A 19,125-nucleotide genomic window follows, 5' to 3' on the forward strand; every position below is an offset into this window, starting at 1 on the left:
GCGCGCGGTCTCGGGCACCGCTCACGGATTGCACTCGTCGCAACGCTGGGGATCGGCGAACAGGGCATCGGTGCGCTCGCGGGTCGCGCGATGGGCGCAGCTCACGCAACCGTGCACGTCGGCCCGGGTCTGACGGGTTGGAGCGCCGCAGTCGCGGCACGGCAGTCCGGCGATACGTTCGACGAGCCAGAACCCGGGGGCTCCGCAGGACGGGCAACGGGACAGAACTCTGGTGGCCAAGTCGCGCGCGGCGAGTTGGATCATGTCCATGCGTGTGGGATTGGCGTGCGCCCGCAGGTCGGTCTCCAGGAAGACCCGGCCGCCGGCCGCCTCGGATTGTGCCTAGGGGAAGGCCGCTTCCAGGTCCGCCCAGCCGGCGATCCCTTTGCGGTGGCGCGGGTCGTTCTCCCCCTCGGGACGCACAACAAGGTGGTGGGCGGGAAACCCGACTTGGCGGGCGAAGGCCTCGGCCGCAGCCCACTCGCCGGCCAGGAGGTGTGCATGGTTCGCCCGGCCTTGGGAGAAGCCGACGATCTCGATCCCTGACTCGTCATCCAGGAAGACGAGAAGCTCGACGTTCCATGGGATCACGCCGAGCATCGGGTCGGGGCCGAAGGAGCCCTCACTGGCGAGCCCGAGCGGCACTCCGGCCAGCTCTATCCCGATGCGGGCCTTCTTGCGAGCGGCATCGAGCTGGGTTCCGGCGCGGGGGATGCTGCGCGTGAACGTACCCAGCCGATCGGTATCGTAGCCACGGACCCGTTCCACGAGACAGCCGAGGGCCGGCTCGATCACCGGCGCGATCACCCGTTCCTTGCCGTGCTGCGTGAGCAGTGCGACGTGTCGGCCCGCATAGGGCGTGTCGGGTGGCGGGCCATCCGTCATCGCACGTTCACGCGTGGTCGATGGCGCGCGGTGGCAGGACACGGTCGCCGTCGACGGCGAAGCAAACCGCAGGGCGCACCAGACCGGGATAACGCGCCTCGAGAAGCCGCAGTTCGGCGCGTTCGCGACCCTCGCTTGCATCGCCATTGAACACGGGGACGAAGCGCGATGCAGACCCTGCGACGCCTCTCGCACCATCGCCAACACAGTCGCGCAATGCGGCCACCAAGTCGACGCGCGAGACGGTGCGTGCCGAGGCCTCCAGCCAGTACAGCATCCAAATGCCTTCGATCCCCGTTGCTTCCGTGATGCGAACGCTGCGCGATGCGCCGGCGGCATCTGGCAGAACCAAGGCGAGAGGCAGGTTCGCCGTTGCGGTTTCGTCGATCCAGATGCCCTGGATGACTTCCAGCGCTGCGGCAGGTGAGCGTCGGCGAAGCGTGGACAGGTAGGCCGCGGCTTCCCTGCCGGCGCGTTCCAGGTCCGCAAGCCGCCGGACCAGCAAGAACGCGCAACAGGGCTCGTTTGACATCGTTTGCTCCTTTCTGGGACGCTGGCGGGGCGCCGTGGCCGGGGCGTGCGGGAAGCGATGGCGCTGCCGACCCGAGCTCACGCTCCAGTCGGCGGGAACCTGCGATACCAGGCGCCGTAGACCCAGCAGACGGCGCAGAAGGAAAGTGCCCACTCTGCGGTCGCGAACACGATCAACGCGAGGGCAGGCACGACCCAGAGGCCGCTGCCCGCGGCATAGAGGCCCAACGAGATCGAGCTGGCGAAGAACAGCATCTTGTTGGCGAACATCTTGGCGCCTGCATTTTCCTTCCGCCCGGACCACCCGACACGGGCGAGCGCGGCCTTCCACAGCAGGTGTGACGGGCAGCGGTGGTGTCCGATGAACCCGCGCACGGCGCCTTGCAGGATCAGGAGTCCCAGCAGCCACGGCGACACGAGCAGGGCCAGGACGCAGACGAGCGTGCTGACCAAGGCCTCGAGGCGAATGACGTTGGACCAGACTTGGGGGATGTCAAAGCGAAGCAAGGTGACCTCTTGGCAGTACGTACCGGCGGGATTCTCCAGGCGTGCGCGTACAAGTAAAGTCGATTATTCCTGAGTGATCATCCGGAAAAATCGTTGCATTGAGGCAAACGGTCGGCCCCACGCAGCGCCGTCAACGCCTTGCCGGCTGGCACACTGGCGAGCGTTGCCATCCGACTTGGACCCGCCATGGAAAAGAAGCAGACTTGGACCATCGTCTACTGGGTCATCGCCCTGATGCTGCTCGTCACGCTGCAGGACCTGTGGCAGTCCGCGACGCAGGTCGAGGCCGTGCCCTACAGCGAGTTCGAGAAGGCCCTCGAGGAGGGCCGCATCGCCAAGGTCACCATCTCCGACAACCGCATCACCGGGCAGTTGAAGCAGCCCGAGGGCCGCAAGACCACACTGGTGGCCAACCGCGTGGAGCCCGCGCTGGCCGAGCGGCTGGAGCGCTGGGAAGTGCCGTACACGCGCGTCGTGCAGAGCACGCTGCTGCGCGACCTGATGTCGTGGGTGATCCCGGCGCTGGTGTTCTTCGGCCTGTGGATCTTCCTGATGCGCCGTTTCGCCGACAAGCAGGGCATGGGCGGCTTCATGTCGATCGGCAAGAGCAAGGCCAAGGTCTACATCCAGACCGACACCGGCGTGACCTTCGCCGACGTGGCCGGCGTCGACGAGGCGCGCCAGGAACTCGAGGAGGTGGTCGACTTCCTGCGCCACCCGCAGGAGTACGGGCGGCTGGGCGCGCACATCCCCAAGGGCGTGCTGCTGGTCGGCCCGCCGGGCACCGGCAAGACGCTGCTGGCCAAGGCGGTGGCCGGCGAGGCGAAGGTGCCGTTCTTCTCGATCTCGGGCAGCGAGTTCGTCGAGATGTTCGTCGGCGTCGGCGCGGCGCGCGTGCGCGACCTGTTCGAGCAGGCCCGCGCCAAGGCGCCGGCGATCATCTTCATCGACGAGCTGGACGCGCTGGGCCGCGCGCGCGGCGCCTTCCCTGGCATGGGCGGCCACGACGAGAAGGAGCAGACGCTGAACCAGCTGCTGGTCGAGATGGACGGCTTCGACGCGTCGGTCGGCCTGATCATCCTGGCGGCGACCAACCGGCCCGAGATCCTCGACCCGGCGCTGCTGCGCGCCGGGCGCTTCGACCGCCAGGTGCTCGTTGACCGGCCGGACAAGATCGGGCGGCTGGACATCCTGCGCGTGCACGTGCGCAAGGTGAAGCTGGACCCGGGGCTGCATCTCGACGAAGTGGCTGCGCTGACGCCGGGCTTCACCGGCGCCGACCTCGCCAACCTCGTCAACGAGGCCACGCTGGCGGCCACGCGGCGCAAGGCCGATCTGGTGACGCTGGCCGACTTCACGCTCGCGGTCGAGCGCATCGTCGCCGGCCTGGAGCGGCGCAACCGCGTGCTCAACCCCGAGGAGCGCAAGACCGTGGCCTACCACGAGATGGGCCATGCGCTGGTGGCGCTGGCGCTGCCGGGCAGCGACGCCGTGCACAAGGTGTCGATCATCCCGCGCGGCATCGGCGCGCTCGGCTACACCATCCAGCGCCCCACCGAAGACCGCTACCTGATGACGCGGCGCGAGCTCGAGCGCAAGATCGCCGTGCTGCTGGGCGGCCGCGCGGCCGAGAAGCTGGTCTTCGGCGAGTTGTCCACCGGCGCCGCCGACGACCTGGCCAAGGCCAGCAACATCGCGCGCGACATGGTCAGCCGCTACGGCATGGACGAGGGCCTGGGTTATGTCGCGCTCGAGGCGCAGCGCTCGACCATGCTCGACGTGCCGGCCGCGTTCGCTCAGAGCGGCCCGGCCGTGTCGGAAGACACGCGCCGGCGCATCGACGAGGCGATCCGCACCCTCGTGATGGAGGGCTTCGCTCGCGCCACCGCGATCCTCGACCTCAACCGCGAGGTGCTCGAACGCAGCGCCCGCGCGCTGCTGGAGCAGGAGACGCTGGACGAGCCGGCGATCCGCAAGCTGACCACGGACCTGAAGACGGCCTGACCCGTGCACGCGGCAGCGTCGATCGTGATAGGCCCTTCATGGCGCACCTGACGCAGATCCTGCTGTTGCTGGCGGTGGCGGTGGCGGTCGTGCTCGCCTGCCAGCGGCTGCAGGTTCCCACCAGCCTGGGCTACCTGCTCGTCGGCGTGATCCTCGGGCCGCACACCGTGGGTCCGACCATTCATGTGCCGGAGTTCGAGGCGCTGGCCGAGTTCGGCGTGGTGTTCCTGTTGTTCACGATCGGCCTGAATTTCTCGCTGCCGCAGCTGAACGCGCTGCGCCACCAGGTGCTGGGCCTGGGCACCGGGCAGGTCGCGCTCACCACGGCCGCGGTGGGCATCGCGGCCTGGCTGGCCGGCGTGCCCGGTGCGGCGGCCTTCGTCATCGGCGCGGCCTTCGCGCAGTCCTCGACGACCATCATCGCCAGCCTGCTCAAGGAGCGCGGCGAAGACAACGCGCCGCACGGCCGCCTCGGGCTGGCGATGTCGGTGTTCCAGGACGTCACCGCGGTGCCGTTCCTGGTGATCATTCCGGCGCTGGGCGTGGCGGTGGCCGCCGACGTGCTGGCGCTCGAGCTGGCCTGGGCGCTGGCCAAGGGTGCGCTGGCCTTTGCGCTGGTCTTCCTCGCCGGCCGCTGGCTGCTGCGGCCGCTGATGCACCACGTGGCCGAGCGGCGCTCGGCCGAGATGTTCACGCTGACCGTGCTGCTGATCGCGCTGCTCGCGGCCTGGGCGACCGACGGCCTGGGCCTGTCGCTGGCGTTCGGCGGTTTCCTGGCCGGCATGATCCTCGGCGAGACCGAGTTCCGGCACCAGGTCGAGGCGGCGATCCGGCCTTTCCGCGACGTGCTGCTGGGCCTGTTCTTCGTCGGCATCGGCATGCGCTTCGACCCCGTGGCGGTCTGGCCCGTGCTGCACTGGGCGCTGCTGGGCGCGCTGGTGATCCTGCTGGCCAAGACGCTCATCGTCGCGGCGATGATGCGCCGCATCGGGCTGGCGCCGCGGCTGGCCTGGCGCACCAGCCTGCTGCTGGCGGTGGGCGGCGAGTTCGGGCTGGCGCTGCTGGCCATCGCACTGGACGCGCGAGCCATTGACGCGCGGCTGGGCCAGATCGCGATCAGCGCTATCTTGCTGGCGATGGTGGCCGGCGCCGTGGTGATCCGCTTCAACAGCGCGATCGCGGGCCTTCTTGCGAGGTCGGCAGGGCCGGCGCAAGCAGCGCCCGGCGCGCCGCAGGCCGAGTTGCCTTTGCCCGGAGCCGCCGACGCGTCCGCGCCCGTGGTGATCGGCGGCTACGGCCGTGTCGGGCACACCGTGGCAGTGCTGCTGCAGGCCAGCGGCGTGCCGTTCGTCGCCTTCGACACCGACCCCAAGCGTGTCGCGCAGGGCCGCGCCGACGGGCATGCGGTGGGCTACGGCGACATCGCCGACCCGGACCTGCTGGCGGCCATCCACGTCGAGCGCGCGGCGCTGGTGATCCTCACCGTCGACGAGGCGGCCACGGCGCTCAAGGCCATGAGCCTGCTACGCAAGGCCTGCCCGCAGGTGCCAGTAATCGCACGCGCGCGCAGTCTGGACGAGAGTGGCCAGCTGGTGGCGGCCGGCGCAGCCCATGCCCATCCCGAGGCGATCGAGGCCAGTCTGCGACTCGGGGCGACGGCACTGCACATGCTGCACGTCGCGCCGGGGGACATCGAACAGATCGTCCAGGGCGTGAGGAACAGGGGCTACCGGCCGGTGGCCGAGACCGAACCCGATCGCTGAGGACCGAGGCCTTGAGGCGTCGCGACTGACCAGCAACAAGGCCGCAACCGGCGACGCCGTTATGCTGTCCACAACGAGAGCACCATGGGAACACGCGACATGCACACCCTGACCACGATTCTGGCCCCGACCGACTTCTCCGCGCCGTCGCGCCACGCCGCCGAGCGTGCGGCGCGACTGGCGCGCGACCATGGGGCGCGGTTGCACCTGATCCACGTCTTGCACGCCGGTGCGCTCGACCGCCTGCGCGGCCTGCTGGGCACGGACGTCGGCGTCGAGGCCGAGCTGATCCTCGATGCCAACCGGCAGATCGAGGCGCTGGCGGCGGACCTGCACGACGAGCGCGGCCCCGAGATCGAGACCAGCCTGCGCAACGGTTCGGTGCTGACCGAGGTGGGCGCGCAGGGCGATGCGATCGTCGCCGACCTGGTCGTGCTCGGCGCGCGCGGCGCAGGCTTCGTGCGCCGCATCGCGCTGGGCACGACCGCCGAGCGGCTGCTGCGCACGACGCGGCGGCCGCTGCTCGTCGTCAAGCAGAAGGCCCACGAACGGTATCGGCGCGTGCTCGTGCCGGTGGACTTTTCCGCTTCGTCTGCGGCCGCGATCGTGTTGGCGCGACGCGTCGCGCCGGGCGCGCATCTCGTGCTGCTGCACGCCTGGGAGGTGCCGTTCGAGAGCCGCATGCGCTTGGCCGGCGTCGACACGCAGCGCATCGAGCAATACCGGACGCAGGCGCGGCAGTCCGCTCACCAGCGCCTGCACGAAGCGGCGGCTGCGGCTGGCCTGCGGCCCGGCCAGTGGCAGCCCTGCCTGGTCATGCAGGATGCATCGCTGGCGATCGTCGAGCAGGAGCAGGAGACCGACTGCGACCTGATCGTCATCGGTAAGCAGGGGCAGGGCGTTGTCGTGGACTTCCTGCTCGGCAGCGTGACCAAGCATGTGCTCGCGGAGTCCGCCGGCGACGTGCTGGTGTCCACCGCGCGCGACGCGTGATCGCTGCGCCCGGCCCGGCCGCGCGCACGCTGGGCTGTGTGGTCTTGGCAGGTGCGGTGCACGCCGTCGCGCCGCACCCCGACGCCCTGAGTGCCGGGCTGGCGCTGTTCGCGCTGATCGGCTCGCTGTGGATGACGCAGGCGCTGCACCTGAGCGTCACCGCGCTGCTCGTGCCGCTGCTGGCGGTGCTGGCCGGATTGCTGACCGTGCCGGCCGCGCTGGCGTCTTTCGCGCATCCGGTGATCTTCCTGTTCCTGGGCGGGTTTGCGCTGGCAGCGGCGTTGCAGCACCAGGGATTGGACCGGGCGCTCGCGGGCGCCGTGCTGCGGCACGCGCGCGGTCGGCGCGAGGTGGCAGTGCTGTTGTTGTTCGCGCTGACGGCCGCGCTGTCGCTGTGGATCAGCAACACGGCGGCAGCGGCGATGATGGTGCCGCTGGCGCTGGGTCTGTTGCGCGGCGCAGGTGATGCACAGGGGGAGGGGCAGGGCGAAGAGCCCGGTGAGGGGCAGGGTTCAGAGGTCGGCTCCCGCGAGCGCGCCTTCGTGCTGTTGGGCGTGGCCTACAGCGCCAGCATCGGCGGCATCGGCACGCTCGTCGGCAGCCCGCCCAATGCCATTGCTGCGGCGCACGCCGGCATCTCGTTCGCGCAGTGGCTGCGCATCGGCCTGCCGGCGGTGGCACTGCTGCTGCCGCTGACGGTCGGTGTGCTGTACCTGGTGCTGCGCCCGCGCCTGGCAGGCCGGACGGTGCTGCATGACGAGCCGCTGGTCTGGACGCGCGGTCGGCGCCTGACCGTCGGCGTGTTCGCGTTCGCCGGCGCCGGATGGATCTTCGCCGGGCCACTGGCGCGCGCGTTGGGCATCACCACCGACATCGACAGCATCGTCGCGCTGGCCGCCATGGTGGCACTGGTGGCCGGCGGTGCGATCGACTGGCCGCAACTCGAACGCCGCGTGCACTGGGGCGTGCTGCTGCTGTTCGGCGGCGGGCTGGCGCTCGGCCGCGTGATAGATTCCAGTGGCGCCAGCCGATTTCTCGCCGATGCGCTGGTACAGGCGTTGCACGGCGCGCCGCCGTTGCTGGTGTTGCTGGGCGTGGTGGCCTTCGTCGTCTTCTTGACCGAGCTGGTGAGCAACACTGCGGTGGCGGCCCTGCTCGTGCCGGTCTTCCTCGTGGTCGGCGAGGCGCTCAGGCTGCCTGGCGCGCTGCTGGCGTCGGCCATCGCGGTGGCCGCTTCCTGCGCTTTCATGCTGCCGGTGGCGACGCCACCGAACGCCATCGTCTTCGGCACCGATCAGGTATCGCAGGCAACGATGATGCGCTGCGGGCTGGTGCTGAACCTGGTGTGCATCGCCGTCATTGCCGCCGTCGCGAGTGCGGCTTTCGGGTGATCGTGCGCGCATTGGGGCACCGGGCGCGGCCAGTGCGAGCCGCTGCGCTGCGAGCCGCACAGGCTCGCAGCGAGAACGTTGACGAGCATCAACCGGCGCTCGGCTGGGTCGCCGAGGATGGGAACGAACCCGCCGCGAGCGCGTCCAAACAATGTCTGCGCACCATTGCTTGCCGGCATGGGTCGCCGCACGATCGGGCTTGCGGCCGCGAAGAAACTAGGAGGGGCCAGAGATCAACAGGCGAGCGCCGCGCGGCGGAACGCAACGCAAACGGCCTTCGTTGACGGATGCGCATACCCTGGTCGCGCCTTCGCCATTCTTGGCCGCTCCGCGCGGCCGGCGCGCGCGATACCTGGGAGTACCGAGTGCCCACCGAACTGAAGAATCAGGTCATTGCCGTGTCTCGATCTGCCACCGCTTCCACCGCTGCCACGCCCCGCGGCGGCGTCCGCATCTTTGCCCCCGGCATCTCGCACCCCGCCGATGGCGTGGCGTTCCTGCGTGAATTCCTGTTGCGCCCAGGTACCGTCGCTTCCGTCGCGCCGAGTTCGGTTTACCTCGAGCAGCGCGTGGTGCGGGCTGCCGCGCTGACCGATGCGCGCGTCGTCGTCGAACTCGGCCCCGGCACGGGCGGTGCGACTCGCGCCCTGCTGCGGGCCATGCCGCCGCTGGCAATCGAGTCGAACCCGCGCTTCTGCGCACGGCTGCGGCAGCGCGTCGCCGACCCGCGGCTCGTCGTGCAGGAGGGCAGTACCGTCGATTTGCTGGCACACCTCGAACACTGGCAGATGCCGGCTCCTGATGTGGTGGTCTCCGGCATTCCGTTCTTGACGCTGCCGGTCGACGCGGCACAACGTGTGGCCGCGTCGATCGATGCCTGCCTTGCAACGGGCGGTCGCTTCGTCGCCTACCAGTTGCACGCCCACGTGGCAGCCTGTGCCGAGCTGCACCTGGGCGCGCCACGGGTCGACTGGGAGTGGCGCAACCTGCCGCCGATGCGTGTCTTCCGCTGGGTCAAGCCGTGACCTTGAGGCCGATGGAAGCGACGCCACGCGAGCAGTGGTCGGGCCACACGGCGTTCGCGCTGGCCACGGTCGCCAGCGCGGTCGGTCTCGGCAACATCTGGCGCTTTGCCTACGGCGCCGGCGCATTTCTGCTGGCCCACCTGGCGGCGGTGGCCATTCTCGGGCTGCCTCTGATGCTGGCCGAGTTCGCACTCGGCCGCCGCGCACGCGCGGACGTCGTGTCGGCGTATGGGCTCGGGATGCGCTCGCCGCGCTGGGCCTGGGCTGGCTGGCCGTGACGACCACCCTTGCGATCCTGAGCTTTTGCGCGGTGATCGCCGGCTGGGTCTGGCGCTACTTCGGTACCTATCTCGGCAGCCACCTCGGCGGTGCCGCAGTAGGCTGCGGGCGCCAGGCGGTCGCCGATCAATTCGTGCGCTTCCTGGCCTCGCCTCAGACGATGCTCTGGCAACTGCTGGTGCTCGGGCTGGCCATCGCGGTCTTCGTCGCTGGTGTGCGCAACGGCATCGAGCGCGTGGCGCGGATCGTGATGCCGCTGGTGCGGCCACCGTGAGCGCGCTGGCGGCCTACGACCTGACGCTCGGCGGCACGCAAGAGGCCATGGCCTTCCTCTTCGCCCCGGACTTGACGGCGCTAGCGCGTCCGAAAGTATGGTTGGCGGCGTTAGGGCAGGCGTTCTTCTCGCTCGGCGTGGGCGTCGGCACGCTGACGACCTGCGGCAGCTACGTGCCGGGCGAGGCCCGGCTGGCGCGTTCGGCGCTGCTGGTGGCGGCGCTCGACACGGGCTTTGCGTTGACGGCGGGCCTGGCTATATTTCCGGCCGTGTTCGCCTTCGGGCTCGATCTGGCCCAGGGGCCGGCGCTGGCCTTCGTCAAGCTGCCGCAGGTGTTCGCGGTGATGCCGGGCGGCGCCTCGGTCGGACTGGCCTTCTTTGCCCTGCTGGCCTTCGCCGCGCTGTCGCTGACAATCGCGCTCATCGAGGTGGCCGTTTCCGCGCTGATGAAGGCACGCGGCTGGTCGCGCCGGCACGCCGCGCTCGTCGTGAGCACCATGGCCTTTGTCGCCGGCGTTCCCTCGGCATTGTCGGGCGGTGCGCTCCAGGCCTGGCGCCCGTTCGGCTTCGGCGTGCTGGAGGCGGTCGACCGCTTCGCTTCGAACCTGCTGCTGCCGGCCAGCGGTCTGTGCCGGGCGCTGGCCGTCGGGAGGGCCTGGCGCGGGATGCTGCGTTGGGCCGTGCCGGCGGTGCTCGCGGCAGTATTTGCCGGCAGCGCGCTGATCGGCTGATGTGCTGAGGCCCCGCGTCGCTCGTGGTGATCTGCGCGGCACCGGCCCCGGCTGATTCTGCTGCAGCCTTGCGCCGGTCATCCGGGCCGACCCTGTCATAAGTCCGCCTGGGATGCCGGATCGTCCCGTCGCCCCGCTGTGGCCGGTGGCCCTGCTCGTGGCGCTGGCCTTGACCGGCATTGCCGTGCAGGCGTTCGAGCTCGTCGACGCCCGTGCGTTGCTGGACTGGGCGCGCGGGCTGGCGGCGCACTGGTGGTTTGCCGTGGCGCTGGTTCTGCTGCAGGTCGTGCTTTTCACGTTTGCGCTGCCGGGCTCGGCCGTGCGCTGGCTGGTCGCGCCGCTGTATTCGCCCACCGCGGCTGCGCTGATCCTGACGGCTGGAGGCTGTATCGGCGTGCTCGGTGCGTATGCGTTCGCGCGCCGCCTCACCGGGGCGGCGATGGCACGGCTGCAGGCCAGCCGAGGCTACCGGCTGATGCAGCACGAGGGAGGCTTCCTGCTTCAATGCGCTTTGCGCTTTGCGCCCGGGTTTCCGCACTCGGTGCTCAACTACGGCGCGGGCACGCTGCGGCTGCCGCTGGTGCCATTCCTGGTCTCGACGGTGATCGGTTTTGCCCTCAAGGCCTGGCTGTACAGCCAGGCCATTCACGCGGCACTGGCGGCCGGTCGAGTGGCCGATCTGTTCAGCACCCAGACCCTGTGGCCACTTCTCGCCGCCGTCGCCATCGCGCTGGCGGCTCGGGCGTGGGCCAGGCGTCGGCGCTGATGTCGCGACTTCGGCGTTGCTGCCCGGCGGCGTCGCTTCAGCCAGTCCGCAAGGCGGCCAGGCGAGGCCACAGTTCCATCAGTTCCACCACGAGCACGATGGCCCAGGCCAGGATCGCGATGCCGGTGGCGGCGGCCGCGACGTCCTTGATGATGCCGATCTTGTCGTTGTGGCGCGTTTCGACGAAGTCGCACAGCGCCTCGATCGCGGTGTTGAAGATCTCCGCCGCCAGCACGACGCCGGTGGCCAGCAGGATGACCGCGGCGTCCACCCAGGCGCGCAGCCACAGCGCCAGGCCCAGCACCAACAGCGACAACACGGCCTTGTAGAGCACGCTGAAGTCGTTCAACACCGCATAGCGCAGGCCGGCGAGGACCACCGCGAGCTTGCGCAGCGGGTGCCAGCCGGGCTCGCCGGTGCCGAGAAACTTGTTCCTCATGGGGTTCTCCAGGCCGGGGCGCCGCGGTCCGCTCCGGCTTCAGTGCGCCGGTGTCCTGCGGCGCAGCAGAACCGCCACCAGCGTGATCACCGTCAGCGGCAGCACGAAGCCGGTCATCGCCAGCGTGTAGGTGCGCAGTGCGTCGTGCTGCTGCGCGGCGAGGATCAGGTAGGCCACGTAGCCGACGTAGTACAGCACGAAGACCGCGCCCTCCCAGCGCGCGATCTCGCGGCCGGTCAGGAACACCGGCACGCAGGCCAACGCCACGGCCAGCATGACCCAGATGTCGAAGGCCTGCACCGAAGGCGGAACGATCAGTCCGGCGTCGCCCGCGGCCAGCCCCGCGAGGCCCACGCAGCCCAGGATGTTGAAGGTGTTGCTGCCGATGACGTTGCCGACCGCGATGTCGCGCTCGCCCTTGATCGCGGCGGCAATTGAAGTGGCCACTTCGGGCAGCGAGGTGCCGGCGGCGACGATGGTCAGGCCGATCACCAGGTCGCTGACGCCCATTGCCTTGGCGAAGGTCACCGCGGCCTCGACCAGCCATTGCGCGCCCAGCACCAGAGCGGCGAGGCCTGCCAGCACGAGGCCGATCTGCACGAGCGGCGGACGGTCCCAGGTGGTTGTCACCGCGGGCGCGAGCGCTTCGGTGTATTCATCCTGCGCGGCGCGGGTCTGGCGCCGCGACTGCACCACCAGGAAGACGGTGTAGCCGATGAGCAGCGCCAGCAGCAGCGCCGCATCCAGCAGGCCGATCCGCCCGTCGAGCGACAGCAGCAGCAGCAGCAGCGAGGCACCGATCATGATCGGAACCTCCTGGCGGATGAGCTGAATGTTCACGACCAGCGGCACGATCAGCGCGCTGACACCGAGAATGAACAGGACGTTGAAGACGTTGCTGCCTACGACGTTGCCGATCGCGATGTCGACCCGCCCATCCAGCACGGCGCCCACCGACACGGCCACTTCCGGGGCGCTGGTGCCGAAGGCGACGACGGTCAGTCCGACGACGAGTGGCGAGATGCCAAAGGACAACGCCAGCTTCGACGCGCCGCGCACCAGCAGGCCGGCACCTACGACCAACGCGAGCAGGCCGCCCACGAACATCAAGAACTGCATATCCACTCCTATCGTTGTTCACCGCACGTTCGCTGTGTTTGGTTCATGCCATGCCATGCCAAGGATGTCCATTTGCGGCGTCGTCGTACGCTCCAAGCAGTGTAGCTGACCGCGTGCGTCAGTCCTGCCGACGCGTCGGCAGGGCCTCGCCGTCGGCCGCCCCACTGCACCACTGCGCAAGCAGGATGGCGAGGATCACCCGCACAACGAACGGCACCAGCAGGAATGGGATCTTCGACACCCCGCTGATGACCCAAGGGCGCACGAGGTTGTCGATCCAGCTCACCGCCAGCGCGCATCACAGTCGCAGGCCAACGCCTGCGGCCGTGCCGCCGCCTGCCAGCAGCCACACGCCGATCGAGCCCCAGAACAGGGGTGCTGCTGCGCCTGCCACCTAGGAACCGAGCCCGGCCATTGCACACTGAACGACCCCAGTTTTGTACAGCAGCAGCGGTACATGCCGGCGCAGCGGCAGCGTCTGCGGGCCCCCGTCATCGATGATCTCGGCGAGCCGCTGCGCCCTCCAGCGTTCGGCATCGTCAAGCGGCAGTACGGCCAGCTCATGTGCGCGCTCGACGCGGATGCAGCCCTCGCTGTAGGCGCGTGCTGGGCGCTTGAACAGCTCGCGCGCCGACGTGTCGTGCAGGAACACCAGGTGTCCATTGGGGCCATGAAGCGGATGCGGCCGAGCGCGTTGGCCGGGCCGCTGGCCTGCACAACGCGGTAGGGGAGACGCCGGGGCGCTTGCGCACGGCGTCCCAGTCGACGCCGGCCAACGCGGTCGATCAGCCGCATGCACTGGCGCGCGAGGTAGCCGCGGTCTCTTAGCACGCGCGGCAGAACGTCTTTGCGCAGGATGGCCAGCGGCACGGCCCACTCCGGATTGAGTACGAGGTATTCCATCGTCGAGCGGAATTCGGGCGAGCGCCGGTATAGATGGCCGACGACCTCGCGCGAACGCCAGGCCTTGCGGCCGTCGAGCCACAGCCCAGTCTCGAAACCGGCTATGTCGACCAGCAGTTGGCCGCTGACGAGGGCACGCCCCACCCTGCGCAGCCGTTCGAGGTTGACGCGAATCTGGTCAATTCGCGCGGACACCAGCGCGTTCAGCGCCGCCAGCACAGCGTCCGTCGTCGAAGCGGGCGATACCTGGCGGACCAGCCGTAGCAGGTCGCGCGGTGTCTTGGCCACGGTGAGGGCGTTCTCGTCGAGCCGCACACCGAACTCCTGGCCGACGCGGGTGATGAGCTCCTCTGCGCCAGGCTGCCCAAGCCTCCAGTCGCGCTCGAGCGAGCTGTCTAGGCCCAGTGCGGCTGCACGCGGCGACGCCTGCCGCAGTTCGGCGGGCACCGTAACCACCGCGTGCAACATGCTTTGCACCGTGTCGTCCTGCGTAGAGTGGGTATCCACGCTGACGGCATGCATTGGGTCTTTGGGTGACAAGGGTTCAGGGACCATGGGCGCCGTGCAGCACAGATTCAACCCGTTGCCCCTGGCGTGTGTCAATTCGCGGTCGGCGGCATCGGAGCAGGCCGCAGCGCAGCTGGCGGACCGGGATGTCGCACTGTGCCCAGAGGTAGTTTCTTGGCGAGTATGCCGGTTGTGATGGTCTGCGCCGCGCGCACCGCTACCCCTGGACCGCGTACTCGTGGCTCCACGCAGACATGGTAGGTCTTGGACAGGTGAAATCGGTCGATTGAGGCTTAGAAGCGTCCCTGACCGTACGGTGACGGGGCGAAGGTGATCGGCCGACCCTGGTCGTCGCGCTCGCGCTGGCAGCGATCGCGGCCACCAGGTGCTGCGCGCCATCGCGCGAGATGTCTAGGGTGGCCTCCGCGCGCCGGCGAACTGCCGCTTGGGCGCGCTCTGCAGGGCAACAATGTGCAGCACGCCGGGACTGGGCCACAACAACGCGTATAGGCCAACCCACTGACATGGATCGACCGCCTGGTAGTAGGTGCGATCACCCGAGGCGACCTCGAAATGATCCTCCTCGTGAAACTTCCGCCGGGCAGGCCGGGCGTCGGCGTCAATCACGGCGGCCGGTATCATCAGGTCGCTGTGCCGGCCATGCGACGCCATGCGGATCGCAACGGTATCGGTCGCCGCTTCAGCGGCCATGTCCGAGGTGATCCAGCGCAACAACATCCGCCCGGGCTGAACCGGCCCTAGCTAGGGCAATGCCCAGTGGCCACGCGCCAGGGATTGGCGCGTGCGCATGGCAGGTTGCGGGGCGGTGGGCGGGAGCAAGGAGGGTGACAGGGCACCCATTGTGGGGCGGACCGACCACGACACGGTTTTAGAACTTGTCCGGGTTGACGCGAGTCAATGTCTTATTGGTGGCAGACGTTGACAATGGAGGTTCCCCAACCACCAAAGCCCTTGCATGGGCAGGAGGTGACCATGACCCAGAAAATGAAGGCGGCGATGTTCGTCGAACCTGGTCGCATCGTGCTCGACGATAAGCCGGTCCCCGACGTGGGTCCGTTGGACGCGCTGCTGCGCGTGACCACGACCACGATCTGCGGTACCGACGTGCACATCCTCAAGGGCGAGTACCCGGTGGCGCGCGGCCTGACCGTGGGTCATGAGCCGGTGGGCGTGATCGAGAAGCTCGGCTCGGCGGTCAAAGGCTACTGCGAGGGCCAGCGCGTGATCGCCGGTGCCATCACCCCCAGCGGCTGGAGCAACGCCTGCCTGTGCGGCTGCGGCGCGCAGGACGGCGCCGGCACCGCGCATGGCTGGAAGCCGCTGGGCGGCTGGCGCCTGGGCAACACCATCGACGGCTGCCAGGCCGAATACGTGCTGGTGCCCGATGCGATGGTCAACCTCGCGCCCGTTCCCGACGAACTCAGCGACGAGCAGGTGCTGATGTGCCCCGACATCATGTCCACCGGTTTCGGCGGCGCCGAGCGCGGCGGCATCCGCATCGGCGACACGGTGGCGGTCTTCGCCCAGGGGCCGATCGGGCTGTGCGCCACCGCCGGCGCCAAGCTCAGCGGCGCGACGACGGTGATCGGCGTCGACCGCCTGGCCTCGCGGCTGGAAATCGCGCGCCGCATGGGCGCCGACCACGTCATCGACAGCAGCCGCGTCGACCCGGTCGAAGAGATCCTGCGCCTGACCGGCGGGCGCGGCGTCGATGTCGCGATCGAGGCGCTGGGCATCCAGGCCACCTTCGAGGCTTGCCTGCGCGTGTTGCGCCCGGGCGGCACGCTGTCCAGCCTGGGCGTCTATTCGGGCGACCTGACGATTCCGCTCGGCGCGTTCGCCGCCGGGCTGGGCGACCACCAGATCGTGACGACGCTGTGCCCCGGCGGCAAGGAACGCATGCGCCGGCTGATGGCGGTGATCCAGGCCGGCCGGGTCGATCTCGGGCCGATGGTGACGCACCGCTTCAAGCTCGACGACATCGAGCGCGCCTACGACCTGTTCGGGCACCAGCGCGACGGCGTGCTCAAGGTGGCCATCACGCCATGAGGAGACGCCCCTGCGAGGCGGTGCGGCCGCCGCGTGCCCCTGCGCGCCTCTTGTCGATGGCCCTGGCCGCGCTGCTGAGCGCGTCGCTGGCCGGCTGCGCGTCGCTGCTGCCTCGGGGCTCGAGTGAACAGCCCTCGGGCTTCGACAGTTTCGAGTCGGCGCAGCGTGCGCTCGAGCAGGTGCTGCCGTTCCGCACCACCGTCGCCGAACTCGCGGGGCTGGGCTTCGACCCGGAGGGTGGGCGCAACGTCACGCGGGTGCCGTACCCTGAGGTCGTGACGCGGCTCGCGCCGCATCCCGGCGTGCCGCTGGAGACGCTGGACGAGGGTGTGCGCGCCTGCGTGGCCGCGCAGGCGCAATGCCGGGCCTACGTCTTCCATCTGGGCGGGCAGACGCAACGCCGCGAGGGCTCGTTCTGGCTCGACTTCTTCAACTTCAAGCGCACCACGGCCGTGGCCGGCTGGCGTTTCGACGGACTGGTCGTGGTGCGCGGCGAACTGGTCGTCTTCCGCAACTTCGGTGGCGAGGCGCGCATCGACCGCACCGAGCGGCAGGTCAATCCGCTGGGTCCGCTGCAGCGCGCCGGCGACGCCGTCGGTGCGCGCATACTCAACTGAGCGTTCCCATCGACTCCACAACTCGAAAGCAAGCCATCATGCCCACCGAATCCCCCGATCGCGCCGTAGCCCCCCGTCGCAGCCCCTGGCCGCACGTCTTCGTCTGGCTGTCCATGTTGCTGCTGCTCCTGCTGTGGTCGCTGCTGGCCTGGGCGGCCCATGCCCTGGCCGACTGGTCCGGGTGGTCGGCCTGGGCCACGGGGGGTGGCGCAGGTACCGCTGGCTGGCAGGTTTGGATCGGCGCCCTCGAACTGCCGGCCTGGCTGGCACCCTGGCTGCCCGCGCAGTCGCTGGAAGCGGTCAAGGCGATGCTCGCGGCGTCCGCGCCAATGATCGAGTGGGCGGTTGCCAGCGCACCTGCGCTGATGGCCTGGCTGCCGACGCTGGTGCTCGTCTTTTGGGGGGTCGGCGCGGTACTGTTGGTGTTGGCCGGCGTTGCGCTCAGCGTGGCCGTCGGCATCTGGCGCCGGCGCGTGCAGCCGGCGCTGGCGGGCACGCGCTGACCGAAGCGGCGAGCGCGTCGGAAGGCCGGCTTCGTGCCGCTGCGCCGCGCCGGTGCCCTACGCCGACGCGATCAACAGCACGACCATGGCGGCGCCGAGAAGGGCCAGCGCGAGGCCGCTGCCGCCAGCCAGCGCAGATTCGGCGCGGCCCAACCAGGGCCATGACGGCACGGTGGCGTGCGCCACGGGCTCGGCGCCGTGCTCGGCGTGCCCCGCCGCCGCCCCATGCCCGTCCTGCTTCGACCCGGCGAGGGCTCTGGCCAGCGCCAGCAGCGGCACCACCAGGTCCCCCGGCGGCACCGCGAGCGAATCGGCGCTTGGGCTTCTGCGGCGCCATGCCGAGAGCAGCAGCGCCAGGCTGACGCCCAGTACGATTGGCCAGCTCGCGGCCGCCCAGCCGCCGGCCGTGGAGGGCAGCAGTTCGCGCGTTTCTCCGATCACCAACCATCCGGCCGCGCTGGCGGCCACCAGCAGCGCCCAACCGGCCCACATGGCAAGGTTCGGCGGGTGCGCGGCGTGGTTTCCCGCGTCGCGCTTCAGCAGCCAGATCGTGCGCAGCATCACCAGGGTCGTGCCGGCAGCGGCCAGGCTCAAGGCCATGCCGAGCCAGGCCCAGGTCTCGGGCAGCGCAGCCTTGAGCGCCGCCTTGGCCGCGTAGCCGCTGGTCAGCGGCGCGCCGGCCAGGGCCAGCGCCGGCAGCGCCAAGCCCAGCATCCACAGCGCACGTGCGCGCGCCGTCGCTGCGCCAACCAGGCTGACGCCCAGGAACAGCGCCGCCTTCGCAAAAGCGTGGTGGAACGCATACAGCGTGGCCGCGGCCACTGCCGCCGGGGCCGCAGCAGGCACGGCCAGCGACAAACCGACGGCCACCGTGACGAAGCCCATCTGGCTGATGCTCGAATAGGCCAGCGCCGCCTTGGCATGTTGCTGCATCGCGCCCACCAGCGCTGCGGCGAACGCGGCCACCAGTCCGAGCACGACCAGCGCCTCGCCCCAGGCCGGCGCCGCCAGCGAGGCGCTGCCCGGCACGCCCAGCGGCAGCAGGCGCAGCCAGCCCAACAGGCCGGCCTTGATCATCGCGCCCGACAGCACGGCGCTGGCCGGCGTCGGCGCCACCGGGTGCGCCAGCGGCAGCCACACGTGCAGCGGCAGCGCACCGACCTTGATCCCGAAGCCCACAAGCGTGAGGCCGATCACCGCATCGCGCCACGGCGACACCGCTAGCGCCGGGCCGATGTCTGCGAAGTTCAGGCTGCCCGCAGCTTGCCAGGCCAGCGCGATGGCGGCGAACAGCGCCAGTTCGCCCAGCACCACCAGCGCCAGGTAGACGCGGCCCGCATGCAGGGCCTCGGGCGTGCGCGAGTGCACCACCAGCCCGTAGGAAGCGAAGCTCATCAGGGCGAAGAAGACATAGAAGCTCGCCGCGTCCTGCGCCAGCACGAGGCCGAAGTTGCCCGCCATTGCCGCGCACCAGAACAGCCAGAAGCTGTTGCGCCGCGGGTCGTCGTGCAGATAGCCCAGCGCATGCACGCCGCCGGCCAGCCACAGCGCCGAGGTGAAGAGCAGGAAGATGCGCCCGGTGCCGTCCAGCCCGAAGCGCGCACCGAGGAACAGCCACGGCAGGTCGACGGCACCCGGCGCTGCGAACAGCGCCACGCCCAGGGCGGGCAGCGCCGCCAGCGGCAGCAGCAGGCGCAGGCGGTTCAGCCGGCGCAGCGCCGGCAGCAGGAGCAGCATGGCGGCCAGCGGCACGAGCGCCGGGGCCAGCCAGGTCAGCGCACCGCCGGTCGCAGCGATGAAGGCGTCAGACGCCATCGC

General features: G+C 70.0%; 20 protein-coding genes and 1 pseudogene. 12 read left to right on the plus strand and 9 right to left on the minus strand.

From position 1 onward, the window contains the following. Positions 1 to 21 precede the first annotated feature (21 nt). From FFS09_RS31530 to FFS09_RS08650, 3 genes and pseudogenes are all read right to left on the minus strand, one after another. A pseudogene (locus tag FFS09_RS31530) lies at positions 22 to 885 on the minus strand (DUF6671 family protein). Positions 886 to 892: 7 nt separating this feature from the next. Further along, positions 893 to 1,417, minus strand: a complete 525-nt coding sequence (locus FFS09_RS08645; protein WP_137918460.1) for a hypothetical protein — start codon at positions 1,415 to 1,417, stop codon at positions 893 to 895. A gap of 77 nt (positions 1,418 to 1,494) precedes the next feature. Further along, the gene (locus tag FFS09_RS08650) at positions 1,495 to 1,923 is read right to left on the minus strand and encodes a DUF4395 family protein (RefSeq protein WP_171019926.1); all 429 of its coding nucleotides are present in this window, start codon (positions 1,921 to 1,923) and stop codon (positions 1,495 to 1,497) included. Positions 1,924 to 2,109: 186 nt separating this feature from the next. Between FFS09_RS08650 and ftsH the strand changes: the two genes are divergently transcribed. The 9 genes from ftsH (at position 2,110) to FFS09_RS08690 (ending at position 11,149) form a co-directional block, all read left to right on the plus strand. Further along, the gene (gene ftsH / locus FFS09_RS08655; RefSeq protein ID WP_137918462.1) at positions 2,110 to 3,927 is read left to right on the plus strand and encodes an ATP-dependent zinc metalloprotease FtsH; all 1,818 of its coding nucleotides are present in this window, start codon (positions 2,110 to 2,112) and stop codon (positions 3,925 to 3,927) included. A 38-nt stretch (positions 3,928 to 3,965) separates the two neighbouring features. After that, entirely contained in the window at positions 3,966 to 5,690 is a 1,725-nt protein-coding gene (locus FFS09_RS08660; protein ID WP_137918463.1) for a cation:proton antiporter domain-containing protein, read from the plus strand. A gap of 99 nt (positions 5,691 to 5,789) precedes the next feature. Further along, entirely contained in the window at positions 5,790 to 6,683 is an 894-nt protein-coding gene (locus FFS09_RS08665; protein ID WP_137918464.1) for a universal stress protein, read from the plus strand. After that, positions 6,680 to 8,074 (plus strand): SLC13 family permease, encoded by a 1,395-nt coding sequence (locus FFS09_RS08670; RefSeq protein WP_137918465.1) that lies wholly within the window; start codon positions 6,680 to 6,682, stop codon positions 8,072 to 8,074. Before FFS09_RS08665 ends, FFS09_RS08670 begins: the two co-directional genes overlap by 4 nt. A gap of 365 nt (positions 8,075 to 8,439) precedes the next feature. Continuing rightward, positions 8,440 to 9,099 (plus strand): class I SAM-dependent methyltransferase, encoded by a 660-nt coding sequence (locus FFS09_RS08675; protein ID WP_212745078.1) that lies wholly within the window; start codon positions 8,440 to 8,442, stop codon positions 9,097 to 9,099. Between the two features lie 11 nt (positions 9,100 to 9,110). Continuing rightward, positions 9,111 to 9,377 (plus strand): hypothetical protein, encoded by a 267-nt coding sequence (locus FFS09_RS08680; protein WP_137918466.1) that lies wholly within the window; start codon positions 9,111 to 9,113, stop codon positions 9,375 to 9,377. Further along, positions 9,374 to 9,652 carry a DUF3623 family protein gene (locus tag FFS09_RS30565; protein WP_171019927.1) on the plus strand — a complete coding sequence of 93 codons (279 nt, stop codon included), beginning with the start codon at positions 9,374 to 9,376 and terminating at the stop codon, positions 9,650 to 9,652. The genes FFS09_RS08680 and FFS09_RS30565 overlap by 4 nt, the downstream gene beginning before the upstream one ends. After that, positions 9,649 to 10,383, plus strand: a complete 735-nt coding sequence (locus FFS09_RS08685; RefSeq protein ID WP_171019928.1) for a sodium-dependent transporter — start codon at positions 9,649 to 9,651, stop codon at positions 10,381 to 10,383. Before FFS09_RS30565 ends, FFS09_RS08685 begins: the two co-directional genes overlap by 4 nt. 112 nt (positions 10,384 to 10,495) lie before the next feature. Further along, entirely contained in the window at positions 10,496 to 11,149 is a 654-nt protein-coding gene (locus tag FFS09_RS08690; RefSeq protein ID WP_137918468.1) for a VTT domain-containing protein, read from the plus strand. A 37-nt stretch (positions 11,150 to 11,186) separates the two neighbouring features. Here the strand turns inward: FFS09_RS08690 and FFS09_RS08695 are convergent, their stop codons facing one another. The 5 genes from FFS09_RS08695 to FFS09_RS08715 all read right to left on the minus strand — a co-directional run bounded on the left by FFS09_RS08695 (position 11,187) and on the right by FFS09_RS08715 (position 14,828). Further along, entirely contained in the window at positions 11,187 to 11,588 is a 402-nt protein-coding gene (locus FFS09_RS08695) for a diacylglycerol kinase (protein WP_137918469.1), read from the minus strand. 39 nt (positions 11,589 to 11,627) lie between these two features. Next, the gene (locus FFS09_RS08700; protein WP_137918470.1) at positions 11,628 to 12,707 is read right to left on the minus strand and encodes a calcium/sodium antiporter; all 1,080 of its coding nucleotides are present in this window, start codon (positions 12,705 to 12,707) and stop codon (positions 11,628 to 11,630) included. Between the two features lie 118 nt (positions 12,708 to 12,825). Further along, the gene (locus FFS09_RS08705; RefSeq protein ID WP_231698755.1) at positions 12,826 to 12,993 is read right to left on the minus strand and encodes a hypothetical protein; all 168 of its coding nucleotides are present in this window, start codon (positions 12,991 to 12,993) and stop codon (positions 12,826 to 12,828) included. Between the two features lie 108 nt (positions 12,994 to 13,101). Beyond that, positions 13,102 to 13,692, minus strand: a complete 591-nt coding sequence (locus FFS09_RS31535) for a L,D-transpeptidase family protein (protein ID WP_137918471.1) — start codon at positions 13,690 to 13,692, stop codon at positions 13,102 to 13,104. 836 nt (positions 13,693 to 14,528) lie between these two features. After that, positions 14,529 to 14,828 (minus strand): DUF2459 domain-containing protein, encoded by a 300-nt coding sequence (locus tag FFS09_RS08715; protein WP_171019931.1) that lies wholly within the window; start codon positions 14,826 to 14,828, stop codon positions 14,529 to 14,531. A gap of 282 nt (positions 14,829 to 15,110) precedes the next feature. On the opposite strand from FFS09_RS08715, the gene FFS09_RS08720 reads away from it, so the two are divergent. Genes FFS09_RS08720 through FFS09_RS08730 form a run of 3 tightly spaced genes read left to right on the plus strand, consistent with a single transcriptional unit; the run spans position 15,111 to position 17,307 of the window. Next, positions 15,111 to 16,187: an NAD(P)-dependent alcohol dehydrogenase gene (locus FFS09_RS08720; RefSeq protein ID WP_137918473.1), complete on the plus strand. Its 1,077-nt coding sequence runs from the start codon at positions 15,111 to 15,113 to the stop codon at positions 16,185 to 16,187. Continuing rightward, positions 16,184 to 16,804, plus strand: coding sequence for a hypothetical protein (locus tag FFS09_RS08725; protein ID WP_137918474.1), 621 nt, complete (start codon positions 16,184 to 16,186; stop codon positions 16,802 to 16,804). The genes FFS09_RS08720 and FFS09_RS08725 overlap by 4 nt, the downstream gene beginning before the upstream one ends. Before the next feature lie 38 nt (positions 16,805 to 16,842). Beyond that, on the plus strand, positions 16,843 to 17,307 hold the full coding sequence (locus tag FFS09_RS08730) for a hypothetical protein (protein WP_137918475.1): 465 nt from the start codon (positions 16,843 to 16,845) through the stop codon (positions 17,305 to 17,307). 57 nt (positions 17,308 to 17,364) lie between these two features. Here FFS09_RS08730 and FFS09_RS08735 read toward each other — a convergent pair whose 3' ends face one another. Next, positions 17,365 to 19,122, minus strand: coding sequence for a complex I subunit 5 family protein (locus FFS09_RS08735; protein ID WP_137918476.1), 1,758 nt, complete (start codon positions 19,120 to 19,122; stop codon positions 17,365 to 17,367). Positions 19,123 to 19,125 lie beyond the last annotated feature (3 nt).

This window comes from Hydrogenophaga sp. 2FB (assembly GCF_005503365.1).
Lineage (GTDB): Bacteria > Pseudomonadota > Gammaproteobacteria > Burkholderiales > Burkholderiaceae_C > Hydrogenophaga.

What these genes read in the sequence shown, in the direction of transcription:
- FFS09_RS08645 (WP_137918460.1), bottom strand. Translation starts at nt 1,417, where the DNA reads ATGTCAAACGAGCCCTGTTGCGCGTTCTTGCTGGTCCGGCGGCTTGCG.
- ftsH (WP_137918462.1), top strand. Translation starts at nt 2,110, where the DNA reads ATGGAAAAGAAGCAGACTTGGACCATCGTCTACTGGGTCATCGCCCTG.
- FFS09_RS08660 (WP_137918463.1), top strand. Translation starts at nt 3,966, where the DNA reads ATGGCGCACCTGACGCAGATCCTGCTGTTGCTGGCGGTGGCGGTGGCG.
- FFS09_RS08665 (WP_137918464.1), top strand. Translation starts at nt 5,790, where the DNA reads ATGCACACCCTGACCACGATTCTGGCCCCGACCGACTTCTCCGCGCCG.
- FFS09_RS08680 (WP_137918466.1), top strand. Translation starts at nt 9,111, where the DNA reads ATGGAAGCGACGCCACGCGAGCAGTGGTCGGGCCACACGGCGTTCGCG.
- FFS09_RS08690 (WP_137918468.1), top strand. Translation starts at nt 10,496, where the DNA reads ATGCCGGATCGTCCCGTCGCCCCGCTGTGGCCGGTGGCCCTGCTCGTG.
- FFS09_RS08695 (WP_137918469.1), bottom strand. Translation starts at nt 11,588, where the DNA reads ATGAGGAACAAGTTTCTCGGCACCGGCGAGCCCGGCTGGCACCCGCTG.
- FFS09_RS08700 (WP_137918470.1), bottom strand. Translation starts at nt 12,707, where the DNA reads ATGCAGTTCTTGATGTTCGTGGGCGGCCTGCTCGCGTTGGTCGTAGGT.
- FFS09_RS08715 (WP_171019931.1), bottom strand. Translation starts at nt 14,828, where the DNA reads ATGGCCGCTGAAGCGGCGACCGATACCGTTGCGATCCGCATGGCGTCG.
- FFS09_RS08720 (WP_137918473.1), top strand. Translation starts at nt 15,111, where the DNA reads ATGACCCAGAAAATGAAGGCGGCGATGTTCGTCGAACCTGGTCGCATC.
- FFS09_RS08725 (WP_137918474.1), top strand. Translation starts at nt 16,184, where the DNA reads ATGAGGAGACGCCCCTGCGAGGCGGTGCGGCCGCCGCGTGCCCCTGCG.
- FFS09_RS08730 (WP_137918475.1), top strand. Translation starts at nt 16,843, where the DNA reads ATGCCCACCGAATCCCCCGATCGCGCCGTAGCCCCCCGTCGCAGCCCC.
- FFS09_RS08735 (WP_137918476.1), bottom strand. Translation starts at nt 19,122, where the DNA reads ATGGCGTCTGACGCCTTCATCGCTGCGACCGGCGGTGCGCTGACCTGG.